Here is a 26,166-nt window from a genome sequence, read left to right on the forward strand (position 1 = left end):
CATGCCCGATACACTGCAACAACCGCTGCGCGATTTGTTCCTCGAACGCTACGAGGAGTTCCGACAACGGCTGCGTACACGGCTGGGGTCCCATCAACTGGCGGAGGACGCCCTGCAGGAAACCTGGCTGCGTCTGGAAACCCTGCGTGGTAGCACCGTGGTGGTAAAACATCCCGCCGCCTATGTGTTTCGCATCGCGCTGAACGCGGCCGAGGAACAGCGACGTAAGCAGTCCAGACTGATGACACTCGATGACGTTGAAGATCTGTATGCCATGGCCGACGAACTGGCGGACCCGGCTCGGGAAGCGCTGGGCGAACAGGAAATCCTCCTGTTCCGCCGCGCCCTGTCGGAGCTTCCCCGCCGGCGCCGCGCGATTGTCACCGCGGCGCGCCTGGAAGAAGTGCCCCACGCGGAAATCGCCGCCCGCCACGGCGTGTCTCTGAGAACCGTGGAAAAGGAACTGCGCGCGGGATTGGAACACTGTTGCCGGCGCCTCGATCGTGAATACGTTCAACGTTTCGGCCCCAAAAACAGAAGGCCCTCTGAATGAACCACCCTTATGATCCCGGTCTGATGGAGGAGGACCGGATCCAACGAGAAGCCCGGGAATGGCTGATACTGCTCGAATCCGGTCGCGCCACCGCGGCGGACGGCGATGCCTTTCGCCAGTGGTGCGCGCGCAGCCCCGCCCACGCCCGGGCTTTCTCTCACTGCCGGCGTGTCTGGCAGGGCATGGGACAGGCCGCCCGTGCCGACCAGCAAGACGCCGAGCAGCGTCACAAGGTGGTGCCACTCACGTCGCGCCGCCCCGCCGGCTTCAGCCGGCGCGCGTTTCTGGGCGGGGCGGTGGCCGCGTGCGCCGGCTGGGTGGCGCTGCGCTCCCCGCTGGATCTATGGCCCGGAGCCGACGTTCTGAGCGCGGATCTGTGGACCGCCACCGGCGAGCAACGCCGGGTGGTGCTCCCCCACACCGCCACCCTGGAGCTGAACACCCAGACACGTATTGATCTGCGTAAAAGCGGCGACACCGTGACCGGGCTGATGCTGCGCGCCGGAGAAACCGAGGTGACCACATCGACCACCAACCATCAGCGTTTCACGGTGACGGCGGGACGCGGCCGCGTGGAAGCCCGGCACGCTCGCTTCAATGTGCGCTTTACCGACGACCGGGTGCAAGTCACCTGCCTGAGCGGCGACCTGACCGTGGCCCATGGGCAGGACCGGGCGCGCCTGCAATCCGCCCAGCAGGTTGTGTACAACGAGGAAAGACTGACCGACGTAAAGGCGGTGGACACGGACCGGGTAAGCGCCTGGCGCGAGCGCCTGCTGGTTTTTGACGGGACGCCCTTGTCAGCGGTTGTCGAGGAAGTGAATCGTTACCGGCCGGGCCGTATCCTGCTGCTTGATGACCGCCTGGGCCGCACCCCGGTGCAAGCCTACCTGTCCCTGGACCGGCTGCAGGACTTCGCGGCACTGGTGCGCGAAGTCCATGGCGCCACCGTGCGCGATCTGCCCGGCGGCGTGCTGATCATCAGTTAGCCGGTGGGCGCGGTGTAATTCCTGAGAAATAACAGAAATTCCCGCATCAGGCGGTCCCAGAGCTCCACGGCAGTACGCAGGTACCCCTGACTGACACCGCCGGCCACCAGCACGTCCATCTCCAGCACCAGAAAATCTCCCTGCTCACTCAGGCGCCCAAAGCGTTTTCCCCGGTTCCAGGCCGTCACCATGCCTTCCGGCAACTCGCCGTCGATGCGCAGGGCGCAGCTGAGCGTAAAGTCGAGCAAACCGGTTCCGCCCTCCCGGGTGTTGCCCGGGCGTACCGCGAAACCGATCCCCTGGCTGGCGCTGAGCAACTGCCGCGTGCCGTTCTGTTCGCTGTCGTTGGTGCGATAGCCCGCTTCCTGCAACAGCGCGGCAACGCCGTCGAGCTCGATGTCTTCGATAATGTCCTGCTTTTTACTCATTACTGGTCCCCGTCGGGTGTCGGTTTGGACTCGGCATCCGGTACCACCGCATCCACCTGATTGTTGTAGAGCCGGTCGCCGTAGGCCTGCGCCCCTTCTTCAAACTCCACCCGCGCGGAGGCCGCCAGCGGCTGGCGTAGTTTGAACAGACCACCGGCGCCCAGACTCTCGTAGGCATCAAGAATTTCACGCCCGGCGCGGTACAACTCACCGTTGCGTGCCGCACAGGTTTCCAGCGCCTGGGCCTGTTCAGTGACGCGCCGCGCCAGCTGCCGGCGTTCCACTTCCTTGTCGCGGGCCATGCCCAGCAATTGGTCGTAGGCATCACGCACTTGCTGATTGCGTTCGCGGCTTTCCGCCAACCGGCCGGCGCTGGCCCGGCGCTGAGCGGCCAGCTTCTTCTCGCTGTCACTCAGGTGCGCCTGCATCGCTGCCAGCTTCTCCTCGGCGGCGCGGCGCTCCGCTTCGGCACGGGCCGCCCGGGCCTCCCACTGCGCCTGTTGTGAGCGCAACATTTGCAACTCCTGCCGATTATTGCGCAATTCGGCACGCAGGCGCTCTTCCAGGCTTTGCCCGGTCTGGGCGAGGACCGGCAGGCTCAGGGCCAGGCACAGGCCGGCCAAAAATAACCGCGGCGTCGGTCGCCGCCCTGGGTTTGCATTGGTCATGACATTTCTCCCGCGCCTCGCTTAGAAGCGCGCATTGAGCTCCAGTTGCAACACATCGATGGCGAAGGGCTGACCATAGACTTCCTCTGCGCTCAGCCAGCGGCCACGGGTGGAGAGCCGCTCGGTAAAGGCGTAGGCGCCACCGAGGAAATAACCCTTGGCGTTGGTGCCACCGAGGTGGAAAGTGGAATCGTTGAAACCGTCCGGCAGCGCATCCGGCTCGATATACTTGTAGCCCAGGAACATCTGCCAATCACCGGAACGCTTCAGATCCAGGCCTTCGCCAAAGGCGGCCTGCAGCATCCAGGCATCGGAACCGCTTTCCAGCTCGCCATTAAAGTCGAAGTTGTTGTAAATCTGGCCTTCGGAATGCTCCAGCATTTCGTCTTCGTCGTAGGCCAGGTTGTGCACATAATTGGCGGCCATGCGCAGCTGGTAATCGCGGAACAAAGAGGTGTCCCAACGCAGATTGATATCCAGCAATTGGAACTCCGAGGCCAGGCCCACCAGCTGCGGCTGGGGGGTGGCGGCTTCATTACCAGGTTCCAAAGCGATGTCACGCAACAGGAAAATGGTATTGCCTTTTTGCATGAAAGCCGGTGCCGACCAGTCGGTGTCGCAGGTCTGGTAATCCAGATACAGGAAGCACTGCTGTGAACGCTGCCCCCGAATATTGTCGAAGTCGTAATAGGCCACCGCCGCCAGCAGACGATTCTGGTCGGTAAAGCGCCAATTCACACCCAACTGGGCGCCGAACAGCCACTTGTCCTCGCTTTCCGTTTTGTTCTGTTCATCGGAGGGAAAGTCATCGGACAGATATTCCAATGGGAAGGCCCCCAGCGTGCCGAAAAAGCCGCCTCCCCGGGCCATGCCGGTACCGCGCCAGGCCGCCGAGACGCCATCGAAGGCGAGCTCATCGGAATACAGAATATCGGTGGACACAAACGGATTGTCGGCGCGGCCCGCGGTGAAGCTCCAGGCGCCCGGTGTCCAACGGATATGGGCGCGGTCCAGCCAGATGTCCTTTTTGCTCAGCCCGCCCCCGAGTGTCTGGGTGGTGGACACCGGGCTGTCGCTACTGCCGGTGGCCAGCCGCACACCGGCGCTCCATTGCTTGCCCAGTTCCGCTTCCAGACCGAACCGGGCACGAATGCGCATGAGATTCTCGCGATCCTTACGAGTGTTCAGTAATGGAGGAAAAGTATCGTCGTCAAGACGCACATCGTACTTATCCTCGTTCCACTCCTGGAAATCGACGATCAGGTTGCTGTTGTCGTCGGCCAGGAAGCGGGACTCATTGCGCACTCGTACGTCACCGGACAGGGTGATGCGCGAAGTCCAATCCGGGACGGTATTCGGCGCCGCCCAGTTTTCCCGTCGGGCTTGTGCCATCACCTCCTCCTTGACCTCGTCGCGGATGCCTTCGCGCACGGTCTCCGGGATGTACGGTACCCGCACATCGCCTTCTTGCACCTGGGGCTGCCGACGCTGTTCCGCCAGCGCATCGCGGCGGGCCTGTTCCAGCAGCCCCTGGGCCTGACCTTCGGTGATCACGCCCTGCTCCACCAGCAAGCGGATCAGGTGTACCGTGGTATTGCCCGACGCCGACGGCGCCTGCGGTTCCGGGGTCTGTGCCCGGACCGGACCGGCCAGCGTGGCGGCCACCGCCACGGCCAGGGTCCAGCGAGAAATTTGCCTGTTCATGCTATCGGCTCCTGAAAGAAGTCTTAGGGAGGGCGGCCGGCGGGTCATCCCGGACGGCGCCCTTGCAGGGACATGTGCACCGGCAACGTCAGCGACGCGGGCGGCTTCTGGTCGAGCGGCTCGAGCTCGCGCAGAGCAGCGACGATGCGTCGGTCCACGTCCTCGTCACCACTGGATTCCAGCACTTGTACCCGGGTCACTCGGCCGTCCGGGTCGAGCCACAAATTGACCTCCAATCGGTAGCTCAGATGCCGGATGTCACGGTCTTCGCGCAGCCGCCGTTGAAAGGCGTAGGACAGGTACTGACCATAGGTCGCATTACCCACGCCGGCGCCGGATCCGCCCCGACCGCTGCCGCTGCCAGCGGCGATATTGAAGGCATCACCGCCGGCCTGGGCCTCGCCATCGATCTGCATGGCCTCGGAGAGATCCTGGGACGGCGACGGCTGCTCTTCCGGCGTCGGCTCTTCCACCGGCGTGGGCTCCGGCACCGGCTCCGGCTCCACCACGTCCTCCGGTTCCGGTTCCGGCTCGGTTTGCTCCTCCGGCGGCGGAGGCGGCGGCGGTAGCGGCACGATCATGTCCGGCTTTGGGACCTGCCGTTGCACGCCCGCGCTGTCGTTGGCCCATCGCCACAGCAGTACGCCCAGTACCACCAGCGCCAGCAACACCGCCGGCGGCCAGGCCAGGGCGGCGAGGCGTCGCTGCCGCGCCGTCCGCGTCCGGCTTGATTTGCGTGATTGGTGTGGCATCTCGGTCGGATCCGTTCCAGTCAGTTCTTCGGTTTACCGGTCACCAGGCCCACCTGGGCGAGCTCCAGGCGACGCAGGACGTCGAGCACTTCCACCACTTTCTGGTACTGCACCGCCGCGTCACCGCGCACCACCACCGGAAAATCCGGATTGGTGGCCTTTTCCGTACGCAGGCGGTCCTCGAGCTCATCCAGGGTCACCGGGTAGGCGTCGAGAAAAATCTGACCATCGTTGTCCACCGATACCGCCTTGGTCTTCGGCTCCGACAGCGACACCGACGCGCTGGCCTTGGGCAGATCCACCTGAATACCGGCCACCTGGGCGGTGGCGGTGAGGATGAACATCACCAACACCACCATGAGCACGTCCACCAAGGGTGTGATGTTGATGCCGTCGACCGGACCGTCCTGCTCGTCGTCATCCATGGATGCTTTTACTGAAGCCATCTCGCTCTCCTTACACCAGGGCGTCGTGTCGGGTGTCGGTGGTGCGGTCGTCGGCGTGGTGGGCCACGCCGGCACCGGCACCGCGCAGCTCGGCCAGGCGGGTGACGAACTCGTCGAGAAAAACGCGCATGTCGGAGCTGATGTCCCGATTGCGGCCGTTCAGGCGGTTGTAGGCGAACAGCGCCGGGATCGCCACGAACAGACCGGCGGCGGTGGCCAGCAGCGCGGCGGCCATGCCCGGCGCCACCGCGTTGATGTTCACGTTGCCGGCCATGGCGGTGCCGAGAAACACCACCATGATGCCCAGCACCGTGCCGAGCAGGCCGATATAGGGGCCGCCCGCGATGGCATTGGAGAGCACCCCCAGCCGATGGCCCAGCGCTCGGTTCTCATTAGTGCGTACCGCATCCATGGACGCGCGGATCGCCTCCAGCGTTTCCGAGGAAATGCGATCGGTATCGGCGCCCTGTTCACGGCGAATCCGCAGTTCGCGCACCGCCACCTGGTAGAGGCGCCACAGCGAGGAGTACTCCAGACGCTCGGCCAGCGCCCGGTCATCTGCCAGCTTTTCCAGCCGCGTGCCGACCCCGGCAAAAACTTCGCGGAATTCGGCGTTGGCTTCGTCGGTACGCCGTGCCTGGCGGAACTTCTGGAACATCACTACCCAGGTTTGCAGCATCATGATCGCCAGCACGCCGATGATGACCCAGGCATCCACCGGTACCGATGCCAGCAGGAAGCCCAGCGCGCCAAAGCCGAAACCGGATTGCTCCTCGTCGACGCCGAACGTCAGCAGGCTTGCCCGCGGTCCCTGGGACAGGGCGCTGGCACGGATCAGCGCGGGGGAACGCGCGACGCGGGACAGGCGCACCTCGTCCATGGCCCCGGTAAAGCCGGCCGCCGTGGCGGGCGCCTCGCTTTCCGCGCCGGCCCCGGCGGCGAGCTCGCCGGAACCGTCTTCTCCGACGCCTTGCGTCCCATCGGTGATGGCACCCGGATCAACCGCCGCCTGATGGCCAAGCGGATCGCCGCCCAGGGCGGCGGCGCCGTTGAAGGCCGGCAAGGCGACGACCATGCGACCCGCCGGCTGGCCGTTGAGATAGAGAGTCACCCCCCGGGCACCGACGGTGACCGCCAGATGCTGCCATTGATCGGCGACCAGCGGCTGATCGGCGCGCGCACGCTGACCGTTGATCGCCACGAACGGCACCCCGTTATCAATGCCGATCAGCAAGCTGTTGCCGGCGTCCCGGCGCAGATAGAGGGTCTGCTCGCCGGCCGCCTGCGGTGCCTTGATCCAGGCGCTGAAGCTGAACGCGCCGCCGGCGCCAATCGCCAGTGACGGGGCCGCCGGCAGCATCAGCGGCTCGCCACTGAAGCGGGCGGCCTGACCGATCACACCAGCCGTGGAGGCCGATACCGGACTATCGGAGTCGTTGCCGTAGGCGGTGGCATCGCTCGCCGTAGCGCCCGGCGCGCCGTCGAAGTGATACACCCCGGTGTAGTCCGCATCGTAGATCTGGCTATCGCCGGGCGCCGGCGCTTCAGCGTTGCCGTAGTACATCCAGATGTCCTGGCGGGCGCCGCCCTGCACCTCCGGCACATCCACCCAGATGTAGGCCACGCCCAGCAGAGCGTCGAAGCTCTCGATCCGGTGGTTGAAGACGGTCTCGTCATCCGCCGAGACGAAGCGAATGTCGGCGCCGTTCTCTCGCACCCCATCGAAGCTGAAGTTGCCCGTGTGCAGGCGAACCAGCACCGGCATTCGGCCCACCGGCTCACCGATGTCCGCCCCCGCCGAAGTGGTGTCAATGGTGATTTGTTTCCGGTAACTCCAGTCTTCCTGCCACCAGGCCTGTGCCAGGGAAGGCGCCAACGCCCCCAGGCAGGACAGGATGAAGACGAGCAAACGTTGTCGCATGGTCAGGCACTCCGAAGATAACTCTGTAATTCGTTTGGTTTGGATGGTCCCGGGTAGTTAAAAACGCGCGGTCACACTGAAATGAACGCGCGGGTCGTATTTTTCCGTATCGCCGGTTTCCAGCAGCGGATAGCCCAGGTCCACGGAGCCGCTGAGAAAATCCCAAAGCTGAGCTCGGGCGCCGACACCGACGCTGGCCAGATCAAACCGGTAGTCCTGCTCCGGCAGCGGGTCCTGCAGTCTCAGCCAGGCGCCTTCACTGAAAACGTGGAACCGCAGCAATCTCCAGGGATTGCCAAACCAGCTATCCAGCGAAGGCGTGCGCAATTCCAGGCTGGCCAAATAACCTTCATCACCGGCCTGCTCGGCGGCCAGGTAGCCACGGACCGTGCCGGCGCCGCCGACCGCGAACTGTTCATTCGAGACCAGCGGTCCCGAGGCGAATTGGGTGGAGAGCTTGCTTGCCAGCACCCATTCATCCAGCTGCCATTCCAGAGAGGCGTCGGCCTTGAACAGGGCGAAATCCGGACTCGCCTGGTAACGCTTGTCATCGAACTCCTCCCAGCCGCTGCCTCCGGAGGGGACCTCATCGGAAGCCGTGACCACACTGAGATTGATGTAGCCCTGATGGTGATCGGTGAAGAAGTAGCCGTTATAGGCAAAGGTAAAAGGCGCGTACTCCAACGGCACATCGTCCTCGCTCTGACCAAAGACCAGGGATTCCGTGAAGTCCTTGAAATCGATACCCGCGGAGAACGAATGCCCCCAGGTGCCGTTGAACGGCAGGCTGTAGATCAGCGAGACACCGACGGAGTGGCCCTTGCCCACCACATTGGTGCCGCCCACAGTGGCCACGTCGCTGTCTGAGATATAGCCATTGACCCGCGTGGACCAGCGGTCCGCCAAGGGCGCTTCGTAGCTGGCGGACCACACCTCCGCATTGTCCGTATCCTGAGGGGCGGTAAAAAAGGTCAGCGAGGCGCTGTGCCCTCTTTGCCAGAGATTGGCATGCGAGAGAGTGGCGATGGTGCGCAGCTTTTCGGTGTCGGCGCTGTAGTCGTTATTGGCGGTGAGGCTGGCGTTCCAGGGTCGCTGATCCTCCACTGATAGATCCACATCCATGGTTCCCGGAATCCGGCCTTCCTTGACCAAAGGCATCACCTGGCGCTTGCCGGATCGGTTTACCCGAGTGAGTTGCTCCTGAACCAGCTCGAAGTCCGGCACCGCCCCTTCGCTCAGGGCTGGCACGTCACGTCGGATCATCAGCGGCGAGTGGTAACGTGAGCCGATCACCCGCACCCGCCCCACCGTAACCTCGGTCACCAACAGATAGACCACACCCGCGGACACTTTCTGCTCCGGCAGTTCCACATACACCGATTGGTAGCCGTGTTGCTGATAGATTTTTTGCAGCGCCTCGCGGGCCCGTTGAATATCGTCAAGAGTTTTGTCCGGCCCCAGGAACGGATAAACCGCGCGCTCGATGTCTCGGTTGTCCAGAACGGTGTTGCCGCGCACGATGTACTCGTTAATGGTAACGGTGGCCACCGTGGGCAGTTCGTCATCGGCCCTCGCCGTCGTCGGACTCAGCCATAGATACAGGCTCAGCCATAGAAGGACGAACAGCTTTGCTTCCCCCCTTCCGATCAAACCTGGCATTCTTCCGTGCGCATTGAACATGAATAAAACCCGGCGCTAAAAAAGGTGCCACGGCGTCGTTCATCCCGAAGGCCCCATTGATCGACGACCGCCACCGAAATATCCACCGGCTAAAAACCGGTGATCCAGTTAACACTTTTTAAGATGCCACCCGAGTGCCCAGACCGAAGCTTTGTCACCAAAAATTCATCAATAAAAAAAGCCGCCGCCGGCCTGGGGAACGCTCGCCGACGACGGCCACCTGATTGCCGACCGTGGTCACCGATCCGCGGCGGGAAAAGTGAACATGCTCCGATCAACAAAGAGAGAGTGTGTTTCAGAACGAGGAAACCGAAAAACGGTCATGAAAAGTTCACGGAAAATGCTGGCTTCGACATTGCGGTGGACGCCCTCGGAACGCAGGCTCGACGTTCACCAACGTGAGGGCGCAACGATGGGGCTGCATGGGAAAAGCCGGCGGAGCGTGCTGAGCACCGCCGCGCTGATGCTGCTATCAGGGCTGGCCGCCCCCCGGGCGGGTGCCGACAAAACGGAACAGGTCGAGGCCGGATCCCCCTGCGTAACCGTGGAGGTAGATGGACATCGCGCGCTGCCACTGGACTGTTTGCAGCGGCGCATGACACCCTCAGACGGCGCCCGACGGGGCGCACCGGAGGGCTTCGACTCGGAAGACATCGTGCGGCAAGCGCCTAACCGGATCGGTCAGTTCAGCCGCTCGGCGCTGCGCAATCGCATGGGCAACGCCCTGGGACATGGAGTCCGGCCGCAACGACCCGAAAAGCCCTCCACCGGTCGCTAATGAGCGCGGCCGGCCACTTCGGTACCGCCCTGCCCCGGCTCCGGGAGATCAAAGTAGGCCGCGTGCTGATTCCGGAACCGGGTCAGTTCATCCTTCGTCAACGGCCCACTGGTGGGCAGCGCCGCTTCCATGGCGTTCACCGCGCGGCCCTTGAGGCGCAGTTCGTAATGCGGGTGGGGGCCGGTGCTGCGGTCGGTATTGCCGCTGGCGTGCACCAGCAGCTCGCTCAGGTGCACATAGCGGGCCTGGTAGCCGTCGCCGTAGTCCCCGGGCGGCGATACGCTTTAGCCGCGATATCTTTAAAGCTTCAACAACTCAATCAGCCGGCCGGTGAAGAAAGGAATCTCTTCTTCCAGGCGGAACAGGCGCGGCGAGAACAACCAGGTCTGCGTTACCCCCATCAAGTGGGTGTAGCACAGCAGCCCCAGCTCTTCGGCGCCGTGCCGGCGCGGGATATCCCCGGCCTGTTGGGCACGGGCCACCTGCCTGCCCAGCGCCGACACCAGGTCCCGGGTCAGCTTGCGCTCGCGGCGCAGGGTGTGGTCCAGATTGTTGGTAAGTTCGGTTTTATTGAGAAAGATCTCGAAGGACTGGCGGTAGCGGGTGTCCTCCACCAGCAGCCGCAGCCAGCGGTCGGCGAAGGCGCTCAGCACTTCCAGCGGCGGCCCCTCGGCCTGATGGGTTTCCCGGGTGAGCGCCAGCAAGGGCCCCTGGGACAGCAGTAACACCGCCTCGAACAGCTCGTCCTTGTTCTTGAAATGCCAGTAAATCGGCCCGCGGCTGAAGCCCGCCTGGGTGGCGATGTTGGCCAGGGTGGTGTTGGTGTAGCCATTACGGCTGAACAGCACCAACGCGGCGTCGATAATCTTCAACCGGGTCTGTTCGGCTTCTTCCTTGGTGCGTCTCATTGAACCTTCGGCGAACGGGATAAAAAGTAAGGTTAAAGCGCCCGGCGGGGATCGCCAAGCGCCTTGTCCAGGCCACCATCACTCAGAACATTTTCAGGTAACGGCGCACCTCCCACTCCGATACCTGGTTGTGGTACTGCTCCCATTCATTCCGTTTGAAATCCACGAAGGTATCGAACATCAGATCGCCAAAAACTTCCCGGGCCAGCGGGTCCGCCTCGAAGGCGTCCACCGCCTCGCCCAGAGTACGCGGCAGCATCTCGATGCCCATGTCCCGAATCTGCGCGCGGCTGTATTTGTTCATGTTTTCCCGGTGCGGCGCGCCCGGTTCCAGCTTCTCGCGGATGCCCTCCAGGCCGGCGGCCAGCAGCATCGCCGCGCCCAGATAGGGGTTGCCACCGATGTCCGGAGCCCGGCATTCCACCCGGCCTCCCTGGGAAGGAATACGCAGCATGTTGGTGCGGTTGTTGTTGCCGTAGCAGCAGTACACCGGCGCCCAGGTGGCGCCGGACATGGCGCCGCGCTGCACCAGCCGTTTGTAGCTGTTCACCGTGGGGGCGATCACCGCGCAGATGGCGCGGGCGTGTTTCAACACCCCGGCGATAAAGTGATAGGCCAGCGGTGACACACTGCAGCCATGGGGATCGTCGCCGTCCGCCTCGAACAGATTGCGGCCGGTTTCCAGATCCGCCAGGGACATATTGAAGTGAGCGCCGCTGCCGGTGCGGTTGGCGAACGGTTTCGGCATGAAGCTGGCGAAGGCGCCGTGCTTGCGGGCGATCTCGTTGGCCATCATGCGGAAGTACACCAGCCGGTCGGCCATGTTCAGAGCATCGGTGTACATGAAGTCGGTTTCGAACTGACCGTTGGCGTCTTCATGGTCGAAAGAATAAACGTCCCAGCCCTGGGCGTTCATGGCCTCCACGATATCGGCGACGATCGGCAGGTTGTCCATCAGCGGCCGGGGGTCGTAGCAGGGCTTATCCAGATCATCCCGGTCGCTGACCGGCGCGAAGCCGCCGTCCTCGGTGTCCTTGAACAGGAAGAACTCGGTTTCGATGCCCAGATTAAAACCCAGCCCCAACTCCGCCGCCGCCGCGAGCTGGCGTTTGAGGATACCGCGCGAGCAGGCCTGGAAAGGCCGGCCGTTGAGGTGCAGGTCGCTGGCGAACCACACCAGCTCCGGGTTCCAGGCGCAGGGCGTGGCGGTGGCCGGGTCCGGCATGGCCGCCACTTCATCGTCGTTGATGTCCTGGGGCACGCCGTCCAGGGCGGCGCCGGTGTACAGCTCGGAACCGGTCAGCATGCGATCCAGATGGGCAAGCGGCACGAACTTGCCCTTCACCACGCCATGGATATCCACATAGCTGGCCATGGCGTACCTGGCGCCCTTATCGAGCAGATCCCGCGCCAGAACATCGGCGCTTGGAATGGTGGCCGCGGACGGCCCGGTGGCTTTCGCGTTCATGGGTGTCTCTCCAGATATTGCCGCACGGAAAATCAGGTACAGCCTTTGCATTCAATATACATGCCAGCTTGTATATATAATCCGGAGACCCGGCCATGACACTGTTGGAACGCCACATTTCACTGGGAGATTGGCCGCTGTGCGGCGGCGGCGTGCTGCGCGCGGCGCGCCTCACTGCCCTGCAATATGGCACGCTCAACGCCCGGCGCGACAATCTGGTGCTGATCCCCTGCTACTACGGCGGCAGCGCCCGGGGCAGCGTCCCTCTGCTGGGCCCGGGCAGCCCCCTGGCCGGCGGCGATTACTGCGTGGTGTTGTTCGATCTGTTCGGCAACGGCCACGCCACCTCCCCCAGCAACGCGCATCCCTCCCAGCGCGGCCACCGCTTTCCGCGGGTGACACTGGAAGACAATGTGGCCGCCCAGGCCGCCGCCCTGGAAGCCTGGTTCGGTCCGCTGGACATCGCCCTGGCCACCGGCTGGTCCATGGGCGGCATGCAGTCCTATCAATGGGCCCTCCGCCATCCGGACCGGGTCCGGCGTCTGCTGCCGGTGTGCGCCACCGCCCGATGCTGGCCCCACAACCGGGTGTTCCTGGACGGTGTGCGCAGCGCCCTGCGGGCCGACGCCACCTTCAACGGTGGCGACTATCAAAACCCACCGGAGGCGGGCCTGCGCGCCTTCGCCCGCGTCTACGCCGGCTGGGCCTACAGCCAGGCGTTCTTCCGCCGCGGCCTGTATCGGGATCTCGGATTCGACGACATCGAGGCGCTGCTGCGCTTCTGGGAGGAGGATCATCTGGCCCAGGACGCCAACGACCTGCTGGCGGTGCTCGCCGCCTGGGAAGCGGCGGACCCGGGCGCCGGCGACCTGGCCGCCGCCCTCGGCGCGATCCGGGCCCGCACCCTGGTCCTGCCGTCGCGCACCGACCTCTACTTCACCCTGGAAGACGCCGGCCACGAAGCCGGCCTGATCCCCGGCGCCACGCTGGAAATACTGGATTCGGACCTGGGCCACGCCGCCGGTGCCCCGGGCCGCGACCCGGCCAGCACCGCCGCCTGGTTCAGCGCCATGGCGCGTCTGCTGGCCGAGTCCCCTTAATCGCGGCGGCCGCCGGCGCTCCCGCTCCGGGCCGGTTGATTACCGCGGGTCGCGGTGGGCCACTTCGGTGCCGTCGTTGGCGTCGGCGGGGAAGTCGAAGTAGGCCGCGTACTGATTGCGGAAGCGGGTCAGTTCATCCTTGGCCAGCTGCCCCTTGGTGGGCAGCGCCGCTTCCATGGCGTTCACCGGACGGCCGTTGAGACGCAGCTCGTAGTGCAGGTGGGGACCGGTGCTGCGGCCGGTATTGCCGCTGTCGGCGATCACCTGACCCTGCTCGACGGTGTCGCCGGCGTGCACCAGCAGCTTGCTGAGGTGCATATAGCGGGTCTGGTAGCCGTTGCCGTGGTCCAGCACCAGATAGTTGCCGGCCAGGGCGCCACGGGTGGCGCGGCGCACCACGCCGTCCGCCGGGGCTTCCACGGCGGTCCCCACCGGCATGGCGAAATCGGTGCCGTAATGGGGGCTGATGCGGCCGGTGATCGGATGATGGCGGTGCAGATTGAACGGCGAGCTGATGCGGTAACGCAGGTTCTGCGCGTAGGGATAACGCCAGAAGCTGGGCAGCAGGCTGGTGCCGTCCGGCTTATAGAAGCGGTCGTCGTCGAAGCGGGCGGCGCTGGCCCGCAGGCGCGCGCCCTGGTAATCGAACCCCATCAGCTTGGCGGAGTAGGCGCGCTCGCTGCCTTCCAGATTCTCCACGTCCACCAGTACCGAGAAGCGGTCGCCACGGCGGGCCTGGCGGCCCAGGGGCAGCAGCTCGGCGAGCTGGGCGCTGACCGAGCCGGCGGCACCGGCCAGGGCCGGCTGCGCGGCCAGCGCGGCGCCCAGGGAACTCTGCACCACGCCGGTAATGCGCACCCGATGGCTGGTGCGGGCCTTCTCCAGAGGCCGTGCGCGGATCGAATCCGCGTCCAGATTCCACTGGTAGCCGCGCGCCTCGTTTTCCCACAGCCGCAGCGCCAGCAGATTGCCGTCACTGTCCGCGCGCCATTCCAGATGCTGGCCGGGGCGCAGGCGGTTGAGCAGCTCGCCGTGCTCGGCGGTCTCGATCAGCCGGTAGAGGGTGGCGGCGGGCAGCTGCCATTGCTCTTTCCACAGGTGGGTCAGGTAGTCCCCGGGCGCGATGGTGTAGTGCTCCCAGGGCAACGGCGCCGGCGTCGGATCCAGGTTGTGGAAGTCGGTGTCGGCGGCCAGGCGCAGCAGCGCCTGTTCGGTCATCGGCGGCAGTTCCGGGCGCGGGTGGTAACGCCACCAGAAGGCCACGGACAGGGCGATCAATAACGGTGGCAAAAGAAGGCCAAGCGGCGGCCGGTTCAGGGCTTTCGCCGTAATCTCGGGCATGAGGGTCCCCGGGACGCAAAAAATGGATCGGGGAATGTTAGAGGATTGTAATACCCCAAGGGAAGCCCGGCGGGCCGAACCGGTACCGGCGTACGGCCCCCGGCTCAGCCCTGGCTGAGGATTTTCTCCGCCGGCCTCGACATCAGTTGATTAAGCAGCGGGTTCTGAAAACGCCGGTCCGCGGTGATGATGTAAAAGTCCTCGAACAGCCCGGGCAGCGCGCAGTATTCCTGCAGCGTTTTATTCTGCAGCTCATCGCGCACCACCACCGGCGGCAGCAGCGCGATGGCGCCGGTATCCCGGGCCAGCAGACGCATCATGGCCATGTCGTCCACTTCGGCAATGATGTCCGGGCGGCGCTGCAGCTGCTCGCAGAGCAGGTCGAAGCCGGTGCGAATACTGCTGCTGGGCCCGGGTACCACCAACGGGCACTGATCGAGCGCCTCGGGAAAGCGGAAGCGCTTGCCGCGCCCCAGTGGCGGCCCCACCAGACTGATCGGCTGGCGGGCGATGCGGCGGCAGCGCACCGGCGTGCGGGCGCTCCCCTGAATCGCCTGGTTGGAGAGAATCGCGTCCAGGTCATGCACGTAGAGACGGCGGGTGAGCTCGTCCAGCGTGCCCGATTGCAGCACCAGCTCCACGTCCGGTTTCCCCATCAACGGTTGAATCAGGTTCTCCTGAAAGTTCCGCGACAGGGTCGCCACGCTGCCCAGGCGCAGGACCTGCCGCTGGCTGGTCTGGCCGTCGCGCAGCATAGCCTGCATTTCACTGCCGGCGCGGAAGATGGTTTCCGCGTAATTCATGGCCAGGTGGCCCGCCTCGGTGAGCACCAGCTTGCGGCCTTCCCGCGTGAACAACGGCTGCCCCAGTTGCTCCTCCAGTTGCTTGATCTGCGCGGACAGGGACGACTGCGACACATGCAGGTGCTCGGCGGCCCGGGTCAGATGCTGTTCCCGGGCCACGGCCCAGAAATAGTAGAGATGGTTGTAATTGAGCCGCGCCATTCCTGTTCTCTTTTATAGAACGATTTCATATTTAATTTGTATTTTACCGAACACCGGGTCCGCCGCAAGAATACCCCCGTCGCTGCAAAGGAGGGTATATGGAAACGTTCATCGGCTTGCTCGGGCCGCACTGGTACAGCTGGAGCATCCCCGGCCTTTACCTGCTCACCGCTCTGGTGACCGTTTTATGGCGCGCTCCGGAACCGGGCTGGCGTCTGGCCCGGGCCGCGTCGCTGGCCGCCCTGCTGCTCGCCCTGCTGGTTCCGGTCTCCCTGCTGTTCGGCGCCGCGCCGCCGGCGGCCCTGCAGCTCGCCGGCACCGCCGGCCTGCTGCTGGTTACCTTTCTTGGCTGGGTGATCGTTCATTTTTCCGCCCCCTACCTGGCCGGTGAGCCCTGCCAGAAACGCTTCCTGTCCGGCGTGCTGGTGACCCTGGCCGGCGCCGCGCTGGTCAGCGCCACCGACCATCTGGCGGTGCTGGCTCTGGCCTGGAGCGCCACCGGCCTGGGCCTGCAACGGTTGCTGACGCTTTACCCGGAGCGTCCGGGAGCACGCCGGGCCGCCCATAAGCATTTCGTCAGCGGCCGGCTCGCCGACGTCACCCTGGTGGTGGCGGTGGTGCTGGTGGCCCGGGAAACGGGATCGCTGTCCCTGGCCGACCTGGCCGGCGCCGGCCAGCCGATGACCGCCGGCCTCACCGCCGCCGCCGTGCTGCTGGCGATCACCGCGATGATCCGCTGCGCGCTGTTGCCCCTGCACGGCTGGGTCCTGCAGGTCATGGAAGCCCCGACCCCGGTGTCGGCGCTGCTGCACGCCGGGGTGGTCAACCTCGGTGGTCTGGTGCTGATCAAGATGGCCTGGCTGATCAACCAGGCGCCGGCGGCACAGTGGCTGCTGCTGGCCGGCGGCCTGACCACGGTGGTGGCGGCGGCGGCCATGATCGCCCAGTCCAACATCAAGGTTCGTCTGGCCTGGTCCACCTGCGCGCAGATGGGTTTCATGCTGGTGGAGTGCGCCCTGGGCGCCTGGCACCTGGCGCTTCTGCATCTGCTCGGCCACTCCCTGTACAAGGCCTTCGCCTTCCTCAGCGCCGGCGGCCGGGTGGCGCGGGCACGGCGTGCCAGCCTCTCTCCGGCGCTGTCCGCCGCCCCGGCGCCGGCGCTGATCGCGACCCTGGTGCTGGCCGCGCTGCTGGTGCCCGCGCTCCACGGTTTGCAGCTGCTCCAAGGCGGCTGGGCGGTGTTCGCGCTGATCAGCCTGATCGCCCTGGCCCCGCTGCTGACCGGCTGGGGCGCGCGGCAGGGCGGCGCCGCGCCGCGCACCGGCCTGGCGGCGGTGGTCGTGGTCGGCCTGGGCCTGGCCTGGCATCTGCTTTTCGGTGCGCTGCTGTCGCCGCTGCCCGGCGGCGAGCCGACCACCGCTCAAATCCTCTGGGTGACCACCCTGTTCACCTTGCTGCTGCTGTTGCAGAGCTGGCTGCGCTCCGGCGGCCACCACCGCCGGCTGCGGCAGACCCTGGCCCGCGGCCTCTATCTGGATGAATCGATCAATCGGCTGCCCGGCCTGGGCCGGCCGCTGTTCGGCAAGCAACGGCCCGGCACACCGGCCTGGCGGAAACAGGAGCACACCTCATGAACGCCCATGTCCATCTCGCCGACGACAAACTGATGCCCGGCGTCGAGGCGGCCTGCGAGGCGATCGCGCCGATCTGGCCCCTGGACAGCTTTATCGCGGTCAACCCCTACTGGAGCCACCGCCACCGGCCCGTGCAGGAGGCCGCCGCCCGGCTGGGCTGCCTGAGCGGCACCACCCTGCTGATGCCGCCGGCCTACTACCAGCAGGCCTGGCGGTCCGGGCGGATCGACCGGCCCGATCTGGAACGGGCCATCGCCGCCACCGGCTACCCGGGGGACCCGGATGCCCTGTTGCGGGCGCTGGACGAATCGCCGGAAACACCGGCCCCATTGCCCACTCTGGCGGCCCTCGCCCCGACCGGGGGCCCGCTCCTGGCCGGCCAGAGCCCGGCGGACCAGGCCCGGGACCAGATCAGCGCTTTCTGCGCCGCCTTCTTTGACGACGCCGAAGCGGAATGGGGTGTCGACCACCAGGAAGGCCTGTTCGCCCAATGGCGGACCCACTTCCTGGCCGACCCCGCCGGAGCCGCGCTGCGCGAACGCGCGGCGGCGCTGCCGGAGCAGGCCGGCGAGCTGTTCACGAAAGTCCTCGCCGACCTGGCACCGCCGGAGGACCGGCTGGAAGCCTACCTGCTGGCCCTGCTGCTGGACATCAATGGCTGGGCCTCCTGGTGCGCGGGCGAGCGCTGGCGCGCCCGGCAGGCCGGCGGCGACGACCGGTCCATCGTCGACCTGCTGGCCATCCGGCTGGCCTGGGACTGGCTGCTGGACGATGGCCGGCGTGGCCCGGGCAGCCGGCACCAGGATTGGCTTAAGCAATGGCGGGCCCTGCCCGACCGGCGGCAGCAGCTGCGGGCGCACTTTCAGGCCCTGTGGACCTGGCAGTACGCCGGCGAGCTCGCCTATCAAACCCGGCTGGCCGGGGTATTGCAGAGCCCCGGGGGCGACACGGCGGCGCCCCGGGTACAGGCGATCTTCTGCATCGACGTGCGTTCCGAGGTGATCCGGCGGGCGCTCGAGACCCTCGACCCGGGCATCGAGACCCGGGGCTTCGCCGGCTTTTTCGGGCTGCCGCTCCAGTACCGGCCCCTGGGCACCGAGGCGCCGCGGGCCCGATTGCCGGGCCTGCTGGCGCCGGCGCTGGAGGCCACGGACCACGGCCCCGACCCGGCCAGGACCGCGCAACGGCGGCGCCGGCGGCTGACCGCCGCCGCGCGCTGGAAACAGTTCGAGTACGCGCCCACCTCCATCTTCACCCTGGTGGAAACGCTGGGGCCGTTGTTCGCCGGCAAGCTGGCCAGCCAGACCCTGGGCCTGAGCGCGCCGGCATCCCCGGACACCGCCGGCCTGGGCCGGGGCGACCGCCTGCGCCCGGCGCTGGAAAACCTGAGCGCGGAAGACGGCGCCCGCCTGGCGGCCGGCATCCTCACCGCCATGGGCCTGGCCGATCGCTTCGCGGCCCTGGTGCTGTTGACCGGCCACGGCAGTCAGAGCGCCAACAACCCCCACGCCGCGGGCCTGGACTGCGGCGCCTGCTGCGGACAGACCGGCGAGGTCAACGCCCGCGCGCTGGCCGGCCTGCTCAATGATCCGGCGGTGCGCCGGGCGCTGCGCGAACACAACATCCAGATCCCCGACAGCACCTGGTTTCTGGCGGCGCTGCACAACACCACCACGGAAGAGGTGCGGCTGTTCGACGCCGATCAGGTGCCCGACCGGCTACGGCCGGACCTGGACGGTCTGCGCACCACGCTGGCGGCGGCCGGCGAGCGCGCCCGGGCCGAGCGGGCACCGACCCTGGGGCTGGGCGCACTGGCGAACAGGCCCGCGGCATTGCACAAGGCCATGCGCAAGCGCGCCCGGGACTGGGGTCAGGTGAGACCGGAATGGGGGCTGGCCAACAACGCCGCCTTTATCGCCGCCCCCGGCGATTGGACCCGCGGGCGCGACCTGGCCGGCCGGGTATTTCTGCATCACTACCACTGGCGGGAGGACCGGGACTTCCAGACCCTGCGTCAGATCATGACCGCTCCGCTGGTGGTGGCGCACTGGATCAACATGCAGTACTACGCGTCGGTGGTGGACAACCGGCGCTACGGCAGTGGCAACAAGGTGCTGCACAATGTGGTGGGCGGCCACCTGGGGGTGCTGGAAGGCAACGCCGGGGATCTGCGCATCGGCCTGCCCTGGCAATCCCTGCACGACGGCGAAAAGCTGATGCATGAGCCGCTGCGGCTGAGCGCCTGCCTGGCCGCGCCGGAACAGGCCATCGACCGGATTCTGGACAGCGAACCCACGGTGCGCGATCTGGTGACCAACGGCTGGATCCACCTGTTCCGGATCGACGACCGGTCCCGGGCGCTGATCCGCCGCGACGCCGACGGCTGGCAGCCGCTCTGACCGCTCTGCCCGGCGGCGGGAAGCCGCCGCCGGATCACAGCGTGCTCAGGTCCACGCTGACATGGGCGGCCACCACCTTCCAGCCATCGGCGAACCGTACCCAGGTCTGCATCTGCCGCCCCACCCGCTCGCTGACGCCGTCGCGGAACTGGGTGCTGACCGTGGCGCAGTCGTCGCCGAAGGTGGTGATCACGGTGTTGAACAGCTTGCGGCCGGGCCCCACCGGCTGGCACTGACGCCGGTAGCGGGCGATCTCCCCGGCGCCGTGCAGGTTTTCCGCCACGCCGTAGCGCACCGTGGCGTCGTGGTCCCAGAAGTAGCCATCCAGCACCGCCAGGTTATTGTCCAGCAGGGCGCGTTCGTAGTCCTCGAACGCGGTGCGGACTTCCGCCACCACCCGCGGCCGGTTGATCTCCGGTGAAGCGTTCACATCAGGATTCCTTGTTCCGGAAGGCGGCCCGCAGAGCGGCCAGGCCGGCCACCTGGCCGACGATGCCGCCCTGGGCGACGACCATCTCCAGAGTGGCCCGTTTGAAGTCGGGGAAATAACTTTCCGTGGCGTCCTCGATCAGCAGGCCGCGAAAGCCCCGGTCGCAGGCTTCGCGCATGCTGGTCTGCACGCACACTTCGGTGGTGACGCCGGCGAACAGCAGGGTCTCGATGCCCGCGTCGCTCAGCCGCCGGTCCAGGCCGGTGGCGTAAAACATGCCCTTGCCGGGCTTGTCGATCACCCATTCGCCGTCCAGGGGCGCCAGCTCCGGCACGATCTGATTGCCGGGTTCACCACGAATCAGAATACGGCCCATGGGCCCCGGGTCGCCGATGCGTAGTCCGGGCTTTCCCTGTTGATGCTTGGCCGGCGGGCAATCGGACAGATCCGGAGCATGGGACTCGCGAGTGTGGATCACGGTGAGGCCCTGGTGGCGGGCCAGGGCCAGCAGGTCCGCCACCACCGGTACGATGGCGCGCAGCGGCGTCACGTCGTTGCCGAGGGCGGCGCCGAAGCCGCCCGGGTCGAGGAAATCCCGCTGCATGTCGATCACCACCAGGGCGGTGGTGGCGGGCTCGAACCGGTATGCGCCGGGACGCGCGTCCACCTGGATCATGAGGCCTCCCGGTGACCGCCGCCGGCCATGTGCGCGCCCAGTTCGGCGCGGTCCGCGTCGCCGACGGCGGTTTCGAACACCAGCTCGCCGTCGTGGATCACCAGGATGCGGTCCGCCAGCTCCAGCAGTTCGTCCAGGTCCTCGCTGAGCAACAGCACGGCGGCGCCCCGGTTGCGGGCGTTCATCAGACGCTGGTGAATCAGAGCCACGGAATTGAAGTCCAGACCGAACACCGGGTTGGACACGATCAGCACCCGCACCTCGTCGGTGAGCTCCCGGGCCAGCACCGCCCGCTGCACATTGCCGCCGGAGAGGGTGCCGATGGGCCGGTCCGGGTCCGGCGGCGTGACCTGGAAACGCTCGATCAGATCCCGCGCCTGGTCGCGCATGGCGCCGCGGCTGACGCGCCAACCCTGGCGCCGGATGGGGGCCCGGTCAAAGGTGCGCAGGGCCAGGTTCTCGGCCACCGAAAGATTGGCCACGCAGGCATTGCGCAGCGGCTCCTCCGGCAGGCTGTGCACGCCCCGCGCCAGCATCTGCTTGCGGGTGGCGTGATACGGTTCGCCGTGCACGCGCACCGCGCCGGCTTCGCGCTTGCGCTGCCCAAGCAGCGCTTCGGTCAGCTCCCGCTGGCCATTGCCGGAGATGCCGGCCACGCCCAGGATCTCGCCGGGGCGCACCTGAAAGGAGGCGCCGTGCACGGCGCGCACGCCCTTGTCGTTGTTCACCTCCAGGCCGGCCACTTCCAGGGCCGGGGCGCGATTGCGGTCCACCGGCGGCCGTTCGCCGGCCACCGTGCGGTCATCACTGCGCCCCATCATCCATTCCGCCAGGGCCTCCGGCGTGGTATCCGCCACCTTGCAGGTGCCCACCAGGGCGCCCTTGCGCAGCACGGTGACATCGTCGGCGAAGGCCGTCACCTCGCGGAACTTGTGCGTGATCATCAGCACCGACACCTGGCCGTCGTGGGCCAGGTCGCGCATCAGGCCCAGCACCTCGTCCGCTTCCTGGGGCGTCAGCACCGAGGTGGGCTCGTCGAGAATGATCAGGCGCCGGTCCAGGTACAGTTGCTTGAGAATTTCCAGCTTCTGTTTTTCCCCGGCGGCCAGCCCGGCCACCGGCCGGTCCGGGTCCAGCTTGAACGGCATCTTTTCCATAAAGGCGCGCAGCCGCTCGCGCTCCGCTTTCCAGTGAATGCGCGCCGGCAGATCGCCCCGCGCCAGCACCAGGTTCTCCGCCACGGTGAGGCCCGGGGCCACGGTGAAATGCTGATAGACCATACCGATGCCCAGGCCGTGGGCGTCCCGGGGCAAGCGCACCGCGTATTCCCGGTCGTCCACCAGAATATTGCCGTCGTCCAGAGGCGCATAGCCCACCAGCCCCTTCACCAGGGTGCTTTTGCCGGCGCCGTTCTCGCCGAGCAGGGCGTGCACGGTGCCGGCGCGCACCGTCAGCGACACCTTGTCCAGGGCACGGAAGGTGCCGAAGGTTTTACTGGCGCCGATGGTCTCCAGTTTCAGGGCGCGCATCTCAAAGCGCTCCCAGACCGTCCAGCAGCGCGCCGGAATCGGACACGCTGCCGAACACCCCGCCCTGCATTTTCACCATCTTGATGGCGGCATCGTGGTTGCCTTTGTCGGTGGCGCCGCAGCAATCCTCCAGCAGCAGGCATTCGAAGCCCCGGTCGTTGGCTTCGCGCATGGTGGTGTGCACGCACACGTCGGTGGTGATGCCGGTGAGGATGATGTTGTCGATGCCCCGGGTACTGAGGATCAGCTCCAGGTCGGTGGCGCAGAACGAGCCCTTGCCGGGCTTGTCGATGATCACTTCGCCGTCCAGCGGCGCCAGCTCCGGAATGATGTCCCAGCCCGGTTCACCCCGCACCAGGATGCGACCGCAGGGGCCGGCATCGCCGATGCCGGCGCCGATCCGTTGCGAGCGCCAGCGCTTGTTGGCCGGCAGATCGGCCAGGTCCGGGCGGTGCCCTTCGCGGGTATGGATGATCAGGAAACCCCGTTCGCGCAGGGCCGCCAGCACCTTCTTGATCGGCCCGATGGGTGCCCGGGTCAGGGACAGGTCGTAGCCCATGCTGTCCACGTAACCGCCTTCGCCACAGAAGTCGGTCTGCATATCAATGACGATCAACGCCGTATTGTCCGGGCGCAGGTCGCCGTTGTACGGCCAGGGATAGGGGTCGGCGGTGATGAAGTGCTCGCTCATGTCAATGTTCTCCTGGCGTGTAGTTGCGTTCCGGCGGCGCGAAGCCGAAGGCGCTGCCGTCGGTGTGCTTGACCTTGTCTTCCCAGGGCAGACGGTAGCGGCCCGCCGCCAGGTCCCGCATATAGGTGTAGGGGCAATCGCCGGCGCCGCCCTTCACCGCCACATAACCACGGTGACCGAACTGGTAGATGTTGTTCTCCACGCCCCAGTGCTCGCGCGCTTCGCGCACCAGGTCCGGGCGCAGCTCGCAGCAGACGATTTCGTCGGCGCGGCCGCTGCCTTCCACCAGCGGCACGCCGTCGAAATTGACGAACATGGCCTCACCCATGGAATCGAAGGTGCCGTCGGAGCCGCACATGCAGACGCTGGCGGTCTGCATCAGGTTGGTGAAGGCATTGGCCTGATTGGTGATCTTCCAGGAGTGGCGGATCGGCGCCGTATAGCCGGCGGTGCGGATCATGATCTCGGCGCCCTTGTAGGCGCACTCCCGCGCCATCTCCGGGAACTGGCCGTCGTGGCAGATGATCAGCGCCAGGGTCGAGCCGTTGGGCCCTTCGCACACCGGGATGCCCTGGTCGCCGGGCTCCCAGGGTTCCACCGGCACCCAGGGATGCATCTTGCGGTAGTAGAGTTTCAGGGCACCGGTGTCGTCGATAATCAGACCGGAGTTGAACGGGTTGCCGTTGGGGTTGGCTTCCATGATCGAGAAGCAGCCCCAGATTTTATGATCGACGCAGGCCTGCTTGAGCGCCGCCACTTCCGGGCCGTCCAGGTCGCACAGGATGCCCGGGGAGGTGTCCATGGACAGGCCGTGCAGGGAATATTCCGGAAACACGATCAGGTCCATTTCCGGCATGCTGCGCCGGGCCTTGCCGATCATCTCGATGACGCGTTGCGTTTGTTGCCAGAGCTCGTCGCGGGTATGGGGATCGGGCAGCGCCAGTTGCGCCAGGCCCATCACCACGCCGTTGGGGGTTTTGTTCAAACCGGAGAGTCCGCTGGACATGGGAATACCTTCTCTCGTCGGGTTATCGGTTCAGGCTGAGTTCGCCGGGCGCGCCGCTGAGGGTGCGATCCGGCCGGCAGGTGATGACCATCACCGCCAGGGTCAGCACATAGGGAATGGCGTTGAACAGGTAGTAGCCCCAGCCAATGCCGATGGCCTGCAGGGCCGGGCCCACGGCGCCGGCGGCACCGAACAGCAACGCCGCCCACAGGCAGTTGATCGGTTGCCAGCGGGCGAAGATCACCAGCGCCACCGCCATCAGGCCCTGGCCGCTGGACAGGCCCTCGTTCCAGCTGCCGGGGTAATAGAGCGACAGATAGGCGCCGCCCACGCCGGCCAGAAAGCCGCCCACGCCAGTGGCCAGAATGCGCACCCCGGCGGCCCGGTAACCGAGCGCCTGGGCGGAGTCCTCGTGGTCCCCCACCAGCCGCAGCACCAGCCCCCAGCGGGTGCCACGCAGGCCCCAATGCAGCACGAAGGCCAGCGCCACGCCGATAAAGAACAGCACATTGACGTTGAGGGCCGAGCGCACCCGGGTGTCGTCACTCCAGAACCCCAGGGGAATGGACGGCAGCATGGGCGCGCTGGGTTGAATGAAATCCTTGCCCAGGAAGAACGCCAGACCGGTGCCGAACAGGATCAGGGCGATGCCGAAGGCGATGTCGTTGACCCGGGGCAACGAGCAGATCACTCCGTGCACCAGCCCCAGGGCCAGGCCCGACAGGCCGGCGGCGAACACCCCCAACCAGGGGGAGCCGGACAGGTAGGACACCGCGTAGCCCGTCATCGCCCCGGTAACCAGAATGCCCTCCAGGCCCAGGTTGATGCGCCCGCCCTTCTCGGTCAGGCATTCGCCCAGGCTGACGAACAGAAACGGCGTGCCCACCCGGATGGCGCCGGCCAGCAAGGCCAGCAGGAAAATCGACAGATCCGTCTCAGCCATGGCTGACCTCCGTGGTGCCCGCGCGGGATGACGGCGCCGCGATCCAGTGGCCGCGCAGCCACAGGCGCCAGTCCAGGGTGCGGCGGCTGAGCGCCTCCCAGGCCAGCAGGTTGATGAACAGAATGCCCTGCAGAATCAGGGTGGTGGCGTCGGGCAGCCCCAGGCGCCGTTGCAGCAGACCGCCGCTGGCCTCCAGACCGCCAAGCAGAATCGCACAGACGATAATGCCCAGCGGGTGGTGGCGGGCGGCGAAGGCCACCAGAATGCCGGCGGTGCCGTAGCCGGAGATCAGCGCGGTATTGGCGCTGCCCTGCACGGCGCTGACTTCGTACATACCGGCCAGGCCGGCGGCGGCGCCGCCCAGCACGCAGGTGAGCAGCACCAGGCGGTCCACCGGCAGCCCCAGCATGCGCGGCGTACGGGGATTGCCCCCGACGATGCGCAGGGAAAACCCCACCACGCTGTAGCGCACAAATACCCAGGCCAGCACACAGGCCACCACCCCGGCCACCAGCCCCCAATGCACGTAGAAGCTGTCGCTGATCACGCCGATCTGATAGCCACTGTCCAGCGGCGGCGTGGACGGTTTGTTCAAACTGTTGGGATCGCGCAGCGGCCCTTCCACCAGATGGCGGAAAATGGCCAGCGCGATGTAGGAGAGCAGCAAGCTGCCGATGGTCTCGTTGACGCCGCGCTTCTGGCGCAGCCAGCCGCTCAGGCCGATCCACAGGCCGCCGGCCAGCATCGCCGCCACGCCCATGGCGATCAGCATCGGCCAGGCGGGCAGCGCCGGCAGCCACAGCGGCGTCACCGCCGCCGCCAGGCCGCCCAGCACCAGCGCCCCTTCACCGCCGATGATGATCAGGCCGGCGCGGGCCGGCAGCGCCACGCACAGGGCGGTAAGCATCAGCGGCGCCGCGCGCATCAGGGTGTTTTCCCAGGCGAACATGGAACCGAAGGCGCCTTCGAACACCAGCGGACCGGCCTGCCAGGCGGGCTGCTCCTGGATCAGAAGAAACAGGATGAACAATACCGCCGTGGTCAGCATCGCCAGCAGCGTGGGCAGCGCCGGCAGCGCCAGCACCGCCGCCCGACCGAGCCAGGGCTTCAACATGACG

The 26,166-nt window shown here is 66.5% G+C and carries 24 protein-coding genes; 5 read left to right on the forward strand and 19 right to left on the reverse strand.

The window, feature by feature from the left end:
• The first annotated feature begins 1 nt into the window (after nucleotide 1).
• A complete protein-coding gene (locus tag IM760_RS06715) occupies nucleotides 2–553 on the forward strand; it encodes an RNA polymerase sigma factor (protein ID WP_204427775.1) in 552 nt (183 codons plus the stop codon).
• Nucleotides 550–1,542 (forward strand): FecR family protein, encoded by a 993-nt coding sequence (locus IM760_RS06720; RefSeq protein WP_204427777.1) that lies wholly within the window; start codon nucleotides 550–552, stop codon nucleotides 1,540–1,542. Before IM760_RS06715 ends, IM760_RS06720 begins: the two co-directional genes overlap by 4 nt.
• On the opposite strand, the gene IM760_RS06725 is transcribed toward IM760_RS06720, so the two are convergent.
• The 10 genes from IM760_RS06725 to glnT all read right to left on the reverse strand — a co-directional run bounded on the left by IM760_RS06725 (nucleotide 1,539) and on the right by glnT (nucleotide 12,295).
• On the reverse strand, nucleotides 1,539–1,970 hold the full coding sequence (locus IM760_RS06725) for a YbjN domain-containing protein (RefSeq protein WP_204427779.1): 432 nt from the start codon (nucleotides 1,968–1,970) through the stop codon (nucleotides 1,539–1,541). The genes IM760_RS06720 and IM760_RS06725 overlap by 4 nt on opposite strands.
• Complete coding sequence (locus IM760_RS06730; RefSeq protein ID WP_204427781.1) at nucleotides 1,970–2,638, reverse strand: DNA repair protein; 669 nt, start codon at nucleotides 2,636–2,638, stop codon at nucleotides 1,970–1,972. Before IM760_RS06730 ends, IM760_RS06725 begins: the two co-directional genes overlap by 1 nt.
• A gap of 21 nt (nucleotides 2,639–2,659) precedes the next feature.
• Entirely contained in the window at nucleotides 2,660–4,342 is a 1,683-nt protein-coding gene (locus IM760_RS06735) for a putative porin (RefSeq protein WP_204427783.1), read from the reverse strand.
• 44 nt (nucleotides 4,343–4,386) lie between these two features.
• On the reverse strand, nucleotides 4,387–5,094 hold the full coding sequence (locus IM760_RS06740; protein WP_204427784.1) for an energy transducer TonB family protein: 708 nt from the start codon (nucleotides 5,092–5,094) through the stop codon (nucleotides 4,387–4,389).
• Between the two features lie 20 nt (nucleotides 5,095–5,114).
• Entirely contained in the window at nucleotides 5,115–5,540 is a 426-nt protein-coding gene (locus IM760_RS06745; protein WP_204427785.1) for an ExbD/TolR family protein, read from the reverse strand.
• Nucleotides 5,541–5,550: 10 nt separating this feature from the next.
• Nucleotides 5,551–7,461 carry a DUF2341 domain-containing protein gene (locus IM760_RS06750; RefSeq protein ID WP_204427786.1) on the reverse strand — a complete coding sequence of 637 codons (1,911 nt, stop codon included), beginning with the start codon at nucleotides 7,459–7,461 and terminating at the stop codon, nucleotides 5,551–5,553.
• Nucleotides 7,462–7,518: 57 nt separating this feature from the next.
• Nucleotides 7,519–9,141 (reverse strand): ShlB/FhaC/HecB family hemolysin secretion/activation protein, encoded by a 1,623-nt coding sequence (locus IM760_RS06755; RefSeq protein ID WP_239549653.1) that lies wholly within the window; start codon nucleotides 9,139–9,141, stop codon nucleotides 7,519–7,521.
• 774 nt (nucleotides 9,142–9,915) lie between these two features.
• Nucleotides 9,916–10,155 carry a hypothetical protein gene (locus IM760_RS06760; protein WP_204427787.1) on the reverse strand — a complete coding sequence of 80 codons (240 nt, stop codon included), beginning with the start codon at nucleotides 10,153–10,155 and terminating at the stop codon, nucleotides 9,916–9,918.
• 63 nt (nucleotides 10,156–10,218) lie between these two features.
• Nucleotides 10,219–10,827, reverse strand: a complete 609-nt coding sequence (locus IM760_RS06765; protein WP_204427788.1) for a TetR family transcriptional regulator — start codon at nucleotides 10,825–10,827, stop codon at nucleotides 10,219–10,221.
• A gap of 82 nt (nucleotides 10,828–10,909) precedes the next feature.
• Nucleotides 10,910–12,295: a type III glutamate--ammonia ligase gene (glnT, locus tag IM760_RS06770; protein WP_204427790.1), complete on the reverse strand. Its 1,386-nt coding sequence runs from the start codon at nucleotides 12,293–12,295 to the stop codon at nucleotides 10,910–10,912.
• Between the two features lie 95 nt (nucleotides 12,296–12,390).
• Here glnT and IM760_RS06775 point away from each other — a divergent pair, with 95 nt between their 5' ends.
• On the forward strand, nucleotides 12,391–13,395 hold the full coding sequence (locus tag IM760_RS06775) for an alpha/beta fold hydrolase (protein ID WP_204427792.1): 1,005 nt from the start codon (nucleotides 12,391–12,393) through the stop codon (nucleotides 13,393–13,395).
• 39 nt (nucleotides 13,396–13,434) lie between these two features.
• Here the strand turns inward: IM760_RS06775 and IM760_RS06780 are convergent, their stop codons facing one another.
• Nucleotides 13,435–14,736: a peptidoglycan DD-metalloendopeptidase family protein gene (locus tag IM760_RS06780; protein ID WP_204427794.1), complete on the reverse strand. Its 1,302-nt coding sequence runs from the start codon at nucleotides 14,734–14,736 to the stop codon at nucleotides 13,435–13,437.
• Between the two features lie 104 nt (nucleotides 14,737–14,840).
• Nucleotides 14,841–15,740, reverse strand: coding sequence for a LysR family transcriptional regulator (locus IM760_RS06785; protein WP_204427796.1), 900 nt, complete (start codon nucleotides 15,738–15,740; stop codon nucleotides 14,841–14,843).
• Between the two features lie 98 nt (nucleotides 15,741–15,838).
• Between IM760_RS06785 and IM760_RS06790 the strand changes: the two genes are divergently transcribed.
• Together IM760_RS06790 and IM760_RS06795 are read left to right on the forward strand one after the other, a co-directional pair.
• Nucleotides 15,839–17,374 carry an NADH-quinone oxidoreductase subunit L gene (locus tag IM760_RS06790; RefSeq protein WP_204427798.1) on the forward strand — a complete coding sequence of 512 codons (1,536 nt, stop codon included), beginning with the start codon at nucleotides 15,839–15,841 and terminating at the stop codon, nucleotides 17,372–17,374.
• Nucleotides 17,371–19,773 (forward strand): YbcC family protein, encoded by a 2,403-nt coding sequence (locus IM760_RS06795; protein WP_204427799.1) that lies wholly within the window; start codon nucleotides 17,371–17,373, stop codon nucleotides 19,771–19,773. The genes IM760_RS06790 and IM760_RS06795 overlap by 4 nt, the downstream gene beginning before the upstream one ends.
• Before the next feature lie 34 nt (nucleotides 19,774–19,807).
• Here the strand turns inward: IM760_RS06795 and hpxZ are convergent, their stop codons facing one another.
• The 7 genes from hpxZ to IM760_RS06830 are packed head-to-tail and all read right to left on the reverse strand — an operon-like array spanning nucleotide 19,808 to nucleotide 26,162.
• Nucleotides 19,808–20,203 (reverse strand): oxalurate catabolism protein HpxZ, encoded by a 396-nt coding sequence (gene hpxZ / locus IM760_RS06800; RefSeq protein WP_204427801.1) that lies wholly within the window; start codon nucleotides 20,201–20,203, stop codon nucleotides 19,808–19,810.
• Between the two features lies 1 nt (nucleotide 20,204).
• Nucleotides 20,205–20,879 (reverse strand): cysteine hydrolase family protein, encoded by a 675-nt coding sequence (locus IM760_RS06805; RefSeq protein ID WP_204427803.1) that lies wholly within the window; start codon nucleotides 20,877–20,879, stop codon nucleotides 20,205–20,207.
• Nucleotides 20,876–22,408 (reverse strand): ABC transporter ATP-binding protein, encoded by a 1,533-nt coding sequence (locus IM760_RS06810; protein ID WP_204427804.1) that lies wholly within the window; start codon nucleotides 22,406–22,408, stop codon nucleotides 20,876–20,878. The genes IM760_RS06805 and IM760_RS06810 overlap by 4 nt, the downstream gene beginning before the upstream one ends.
• A 1-nt stretch (nucleotide 22,409) precedes the next feature.
• Nucleotides 22,410–23,099: a biuret amidohydrolase gene (gene biuH / locus IM760_RS06815; protein ID WP_204427805.1), complete on the reverse strand. Its 690-nt coding sequence runs from the start codon at nucleotides 23,097–23,099 to the stop codon at nucleotides 22,410–22,412.
• 1 nt (nucleotide 23,100) lies between these two features.
• On the reverse strand, nucleotides 23,101–24,105 hold the full coding sequence (locus tag IM760_RS06820) for a formamidase (RefSeq protein ID WP_204427806.1): 1,005 nt from the start codon (nucleotides 24,103–24,105) through the stop codon (nucleotides 23,101–23,103).
• A 22-nt stretch (nucleotides 24,106–24,127) separates the two neighbouring features.
• Nucleotides 24,128–25,048: an ABC transporter permease gene (locus tag IM760_RS06825; protein WP_204427807.1), complete on the reverse strand. Its 921-nt coding sequence runs from the start codon at nucleotides 25,046–25,048 to the stop codon at nucleotides 24,128–24,130.
• Nucleotides 25,041–26,162, reverse strand: coding sequence for an ABC transporter permease (locus tag IM760_RS06830; protein ID WP_204427808.1), 1,122 nt, complete (start codon nucleotides 26,160–26,162; stop codon nucleotides 25,041–25,043). Before IM760_RS06830 ends, IM760_RS06825 begins: the two co-directional genes overlap by 8 nt.
• Between the last annotated feature and the right edge of the window lie 4 nt (nucleotides 26,163–26,166).

Origin of the sequence: Alloalcanivorax marinus (assembly GCF_016906305.1) — a bacterium.
Taxonomy (GTDB): domain Bacteria; phylum Pseudomonadota; class Gammaproteobacteria; order Pseudomonadales; family Alcanivoracaceae; genus Alloalcanivorax; species Alloalcanivorax marinus.

What these genes read in the sequence shown, in the direction of transcription:
- IM760_RS06715 (WP_204427775.1), top strand. Translation starts at nt 2, where the DNA reads ATGCCCGATACACTGCAACAACCGCTGCGCGATTTGTTCCTCGAACGC.
- IM760_RS06720 (WP_204427777.1), top strand. Translation starts at nt 550, where the DNA reads ATGAACCACCCTTATGATCCCGGTCTGATGGAGGAGGACCGGATCCAA.
- IM760_RS06725 (WP_204427779.1), bottom strand. Translation starts at nt 1,970, where the DNA reads ATGAGTAAAAAGCAGGACATTATCGAAGACATCGAGCTCGACGGCGTT.
- IM760_RS06730 (WP_204427781.1), bottom strand. Translation starts at nt 2,638, where the DNA reads ATGACCAATGCAAACCCAGGGCGGCGACCGACGCCGCGGTTATTTTTG.
- IM760_RS06735 (WP_204427783.1), bottom strand. Translation starts at nt 4,342, where the DNA reads ATGAACAGGCAAATTTCTCGCTGGACCCTGGCCGTGGCGGTGGCCGCC.
- IM760_RS06740 (WP_204427784.1), bottom strand. Translation starts at nt 5,094, where the DNA reads ATGCCACACCAATCACGCAAATCAAGCCGGACGCGGACGGCGCGGCAG.
- IM760_RS06745 (WP_204427785.1), bottom strand. Translation starts at nt 5,540, where the DNA reads ATGGCTTCAGTAAAAGCATCCATGGATGACGACGAGCAGGACGGTCCG.
- IM760_RS06750 (WP_204427786.1), bottom strand. Translation starts at nt 7,461, where the DNA reads ATGCGACAACGTTTGCTCGTCTTCATCCTGTCCTGCCTGGGGGCGTTG.
- IM760_RS06755 (WP_239549653.1), bottom strand. Translation starts at nt 9,141, where the DNA reads ATGTTCAATGCGCACGGAAGAATGCCAGGTTTGATCGGAAGGGGGGAA.
- IM760_RS06765 (WP_204427788.1), bottom strand. Translation starts at nt 10,827, where the DNA reads ATGAGACGCACCAAGGAAGAAGCCGAACAGACCCGGTTGAAGATTATC.
- glnT (WP_204427790.1), bottom strand. Translation starts at nt 12,295, where the DNA reads ATGAACGCGAAAGCCACCGGGCCGTCCGCGGCCACCATTCCAAGCGCC.
- IM760_RS06775 (WP_204427792.1), top strand. Translation starts at nt 12,391, where the DNA reads ATGACACTGTTGGAACGCCACATTTCACTGGGAGATTGGCCGCTGTGC.
- IM760_RS06780 (WP_204427794.1), bottom strand. Translation starts at nt 14,736, where the DNA reads ATGCCCGAGATTACGGCGAAAGCCCTGAACCGGCCGCCGCTTGGCCTT.
- IM760_RS06785 (WP_204427796.1), bottom strand. Translation starts at nt 15,740, where the DNA reads ATGGCGCGGCTCAATTACAACCATCTCTACTATTTCTGGGCCGTGGCC.
- IM760_RS06790 (WP_204427798.1), top strand. Translation starts at nt 15,839, where the DNA reads ATGGAAACGTTCATCGGCTTGCTCGGGCCGCACTGGTACAGCTGGAGC.
- IM760_RS06795 (WP_204427799.1), top strand. Translation starts at nt 17,371, where the DNA reads ATGAACGCCCATGTCCATCTCGCCGACGACAAACTGATGCCCGGCGTC.
- IM760_RS06805 (WP_204427803.1), bottom strand. Translation starts at nt 20,879, where the DNA reads ATGATCCAGGTGGACGCGCGTCCCGGCGCATACCGGTTCGAGCCCGCC.
- IM760_RS06810 (WP_204427804.1), bottom strand. Translation starts at nt 22,408, where the DNA reads ATGCGCGCCCTGAAACTGGAGACCATCGGCGCCAGTAAAACCTTCGGC.
- biuH (WP_204427805.1), bottom strand. Translation starts at nt 23,099, where the DNA reads ATGAGCGAGCACTTCATCACCGCCGACCCCTATCCCTGGCCGTACAAC.
- IM760_RS06820 (WP_204427806.1), bottom strand. Translation starts at nt 24,105, where the DNA reads ATGTCCAGCGGACTCTCCGGTTTGAACAAAACCCCCAACGGCGTGGTG.
- IM760_RS06825 (WP_204427807.1), bottom strand. Translation starts at nt 25,048, where the DNA reads ATGGCTGAGACGGATCTGTCGATTTTCCTGCTGGCCTTGCTGGCCGGC.
- IM760_RS06830 (WP_204427808.1), bottom strand. Translation starts at nt 26,162, where the DNA reads ATGTTGAAGCCCTGGCTCGGTCGGGCGGCGGTGCTGGCGCTGCCGGCG.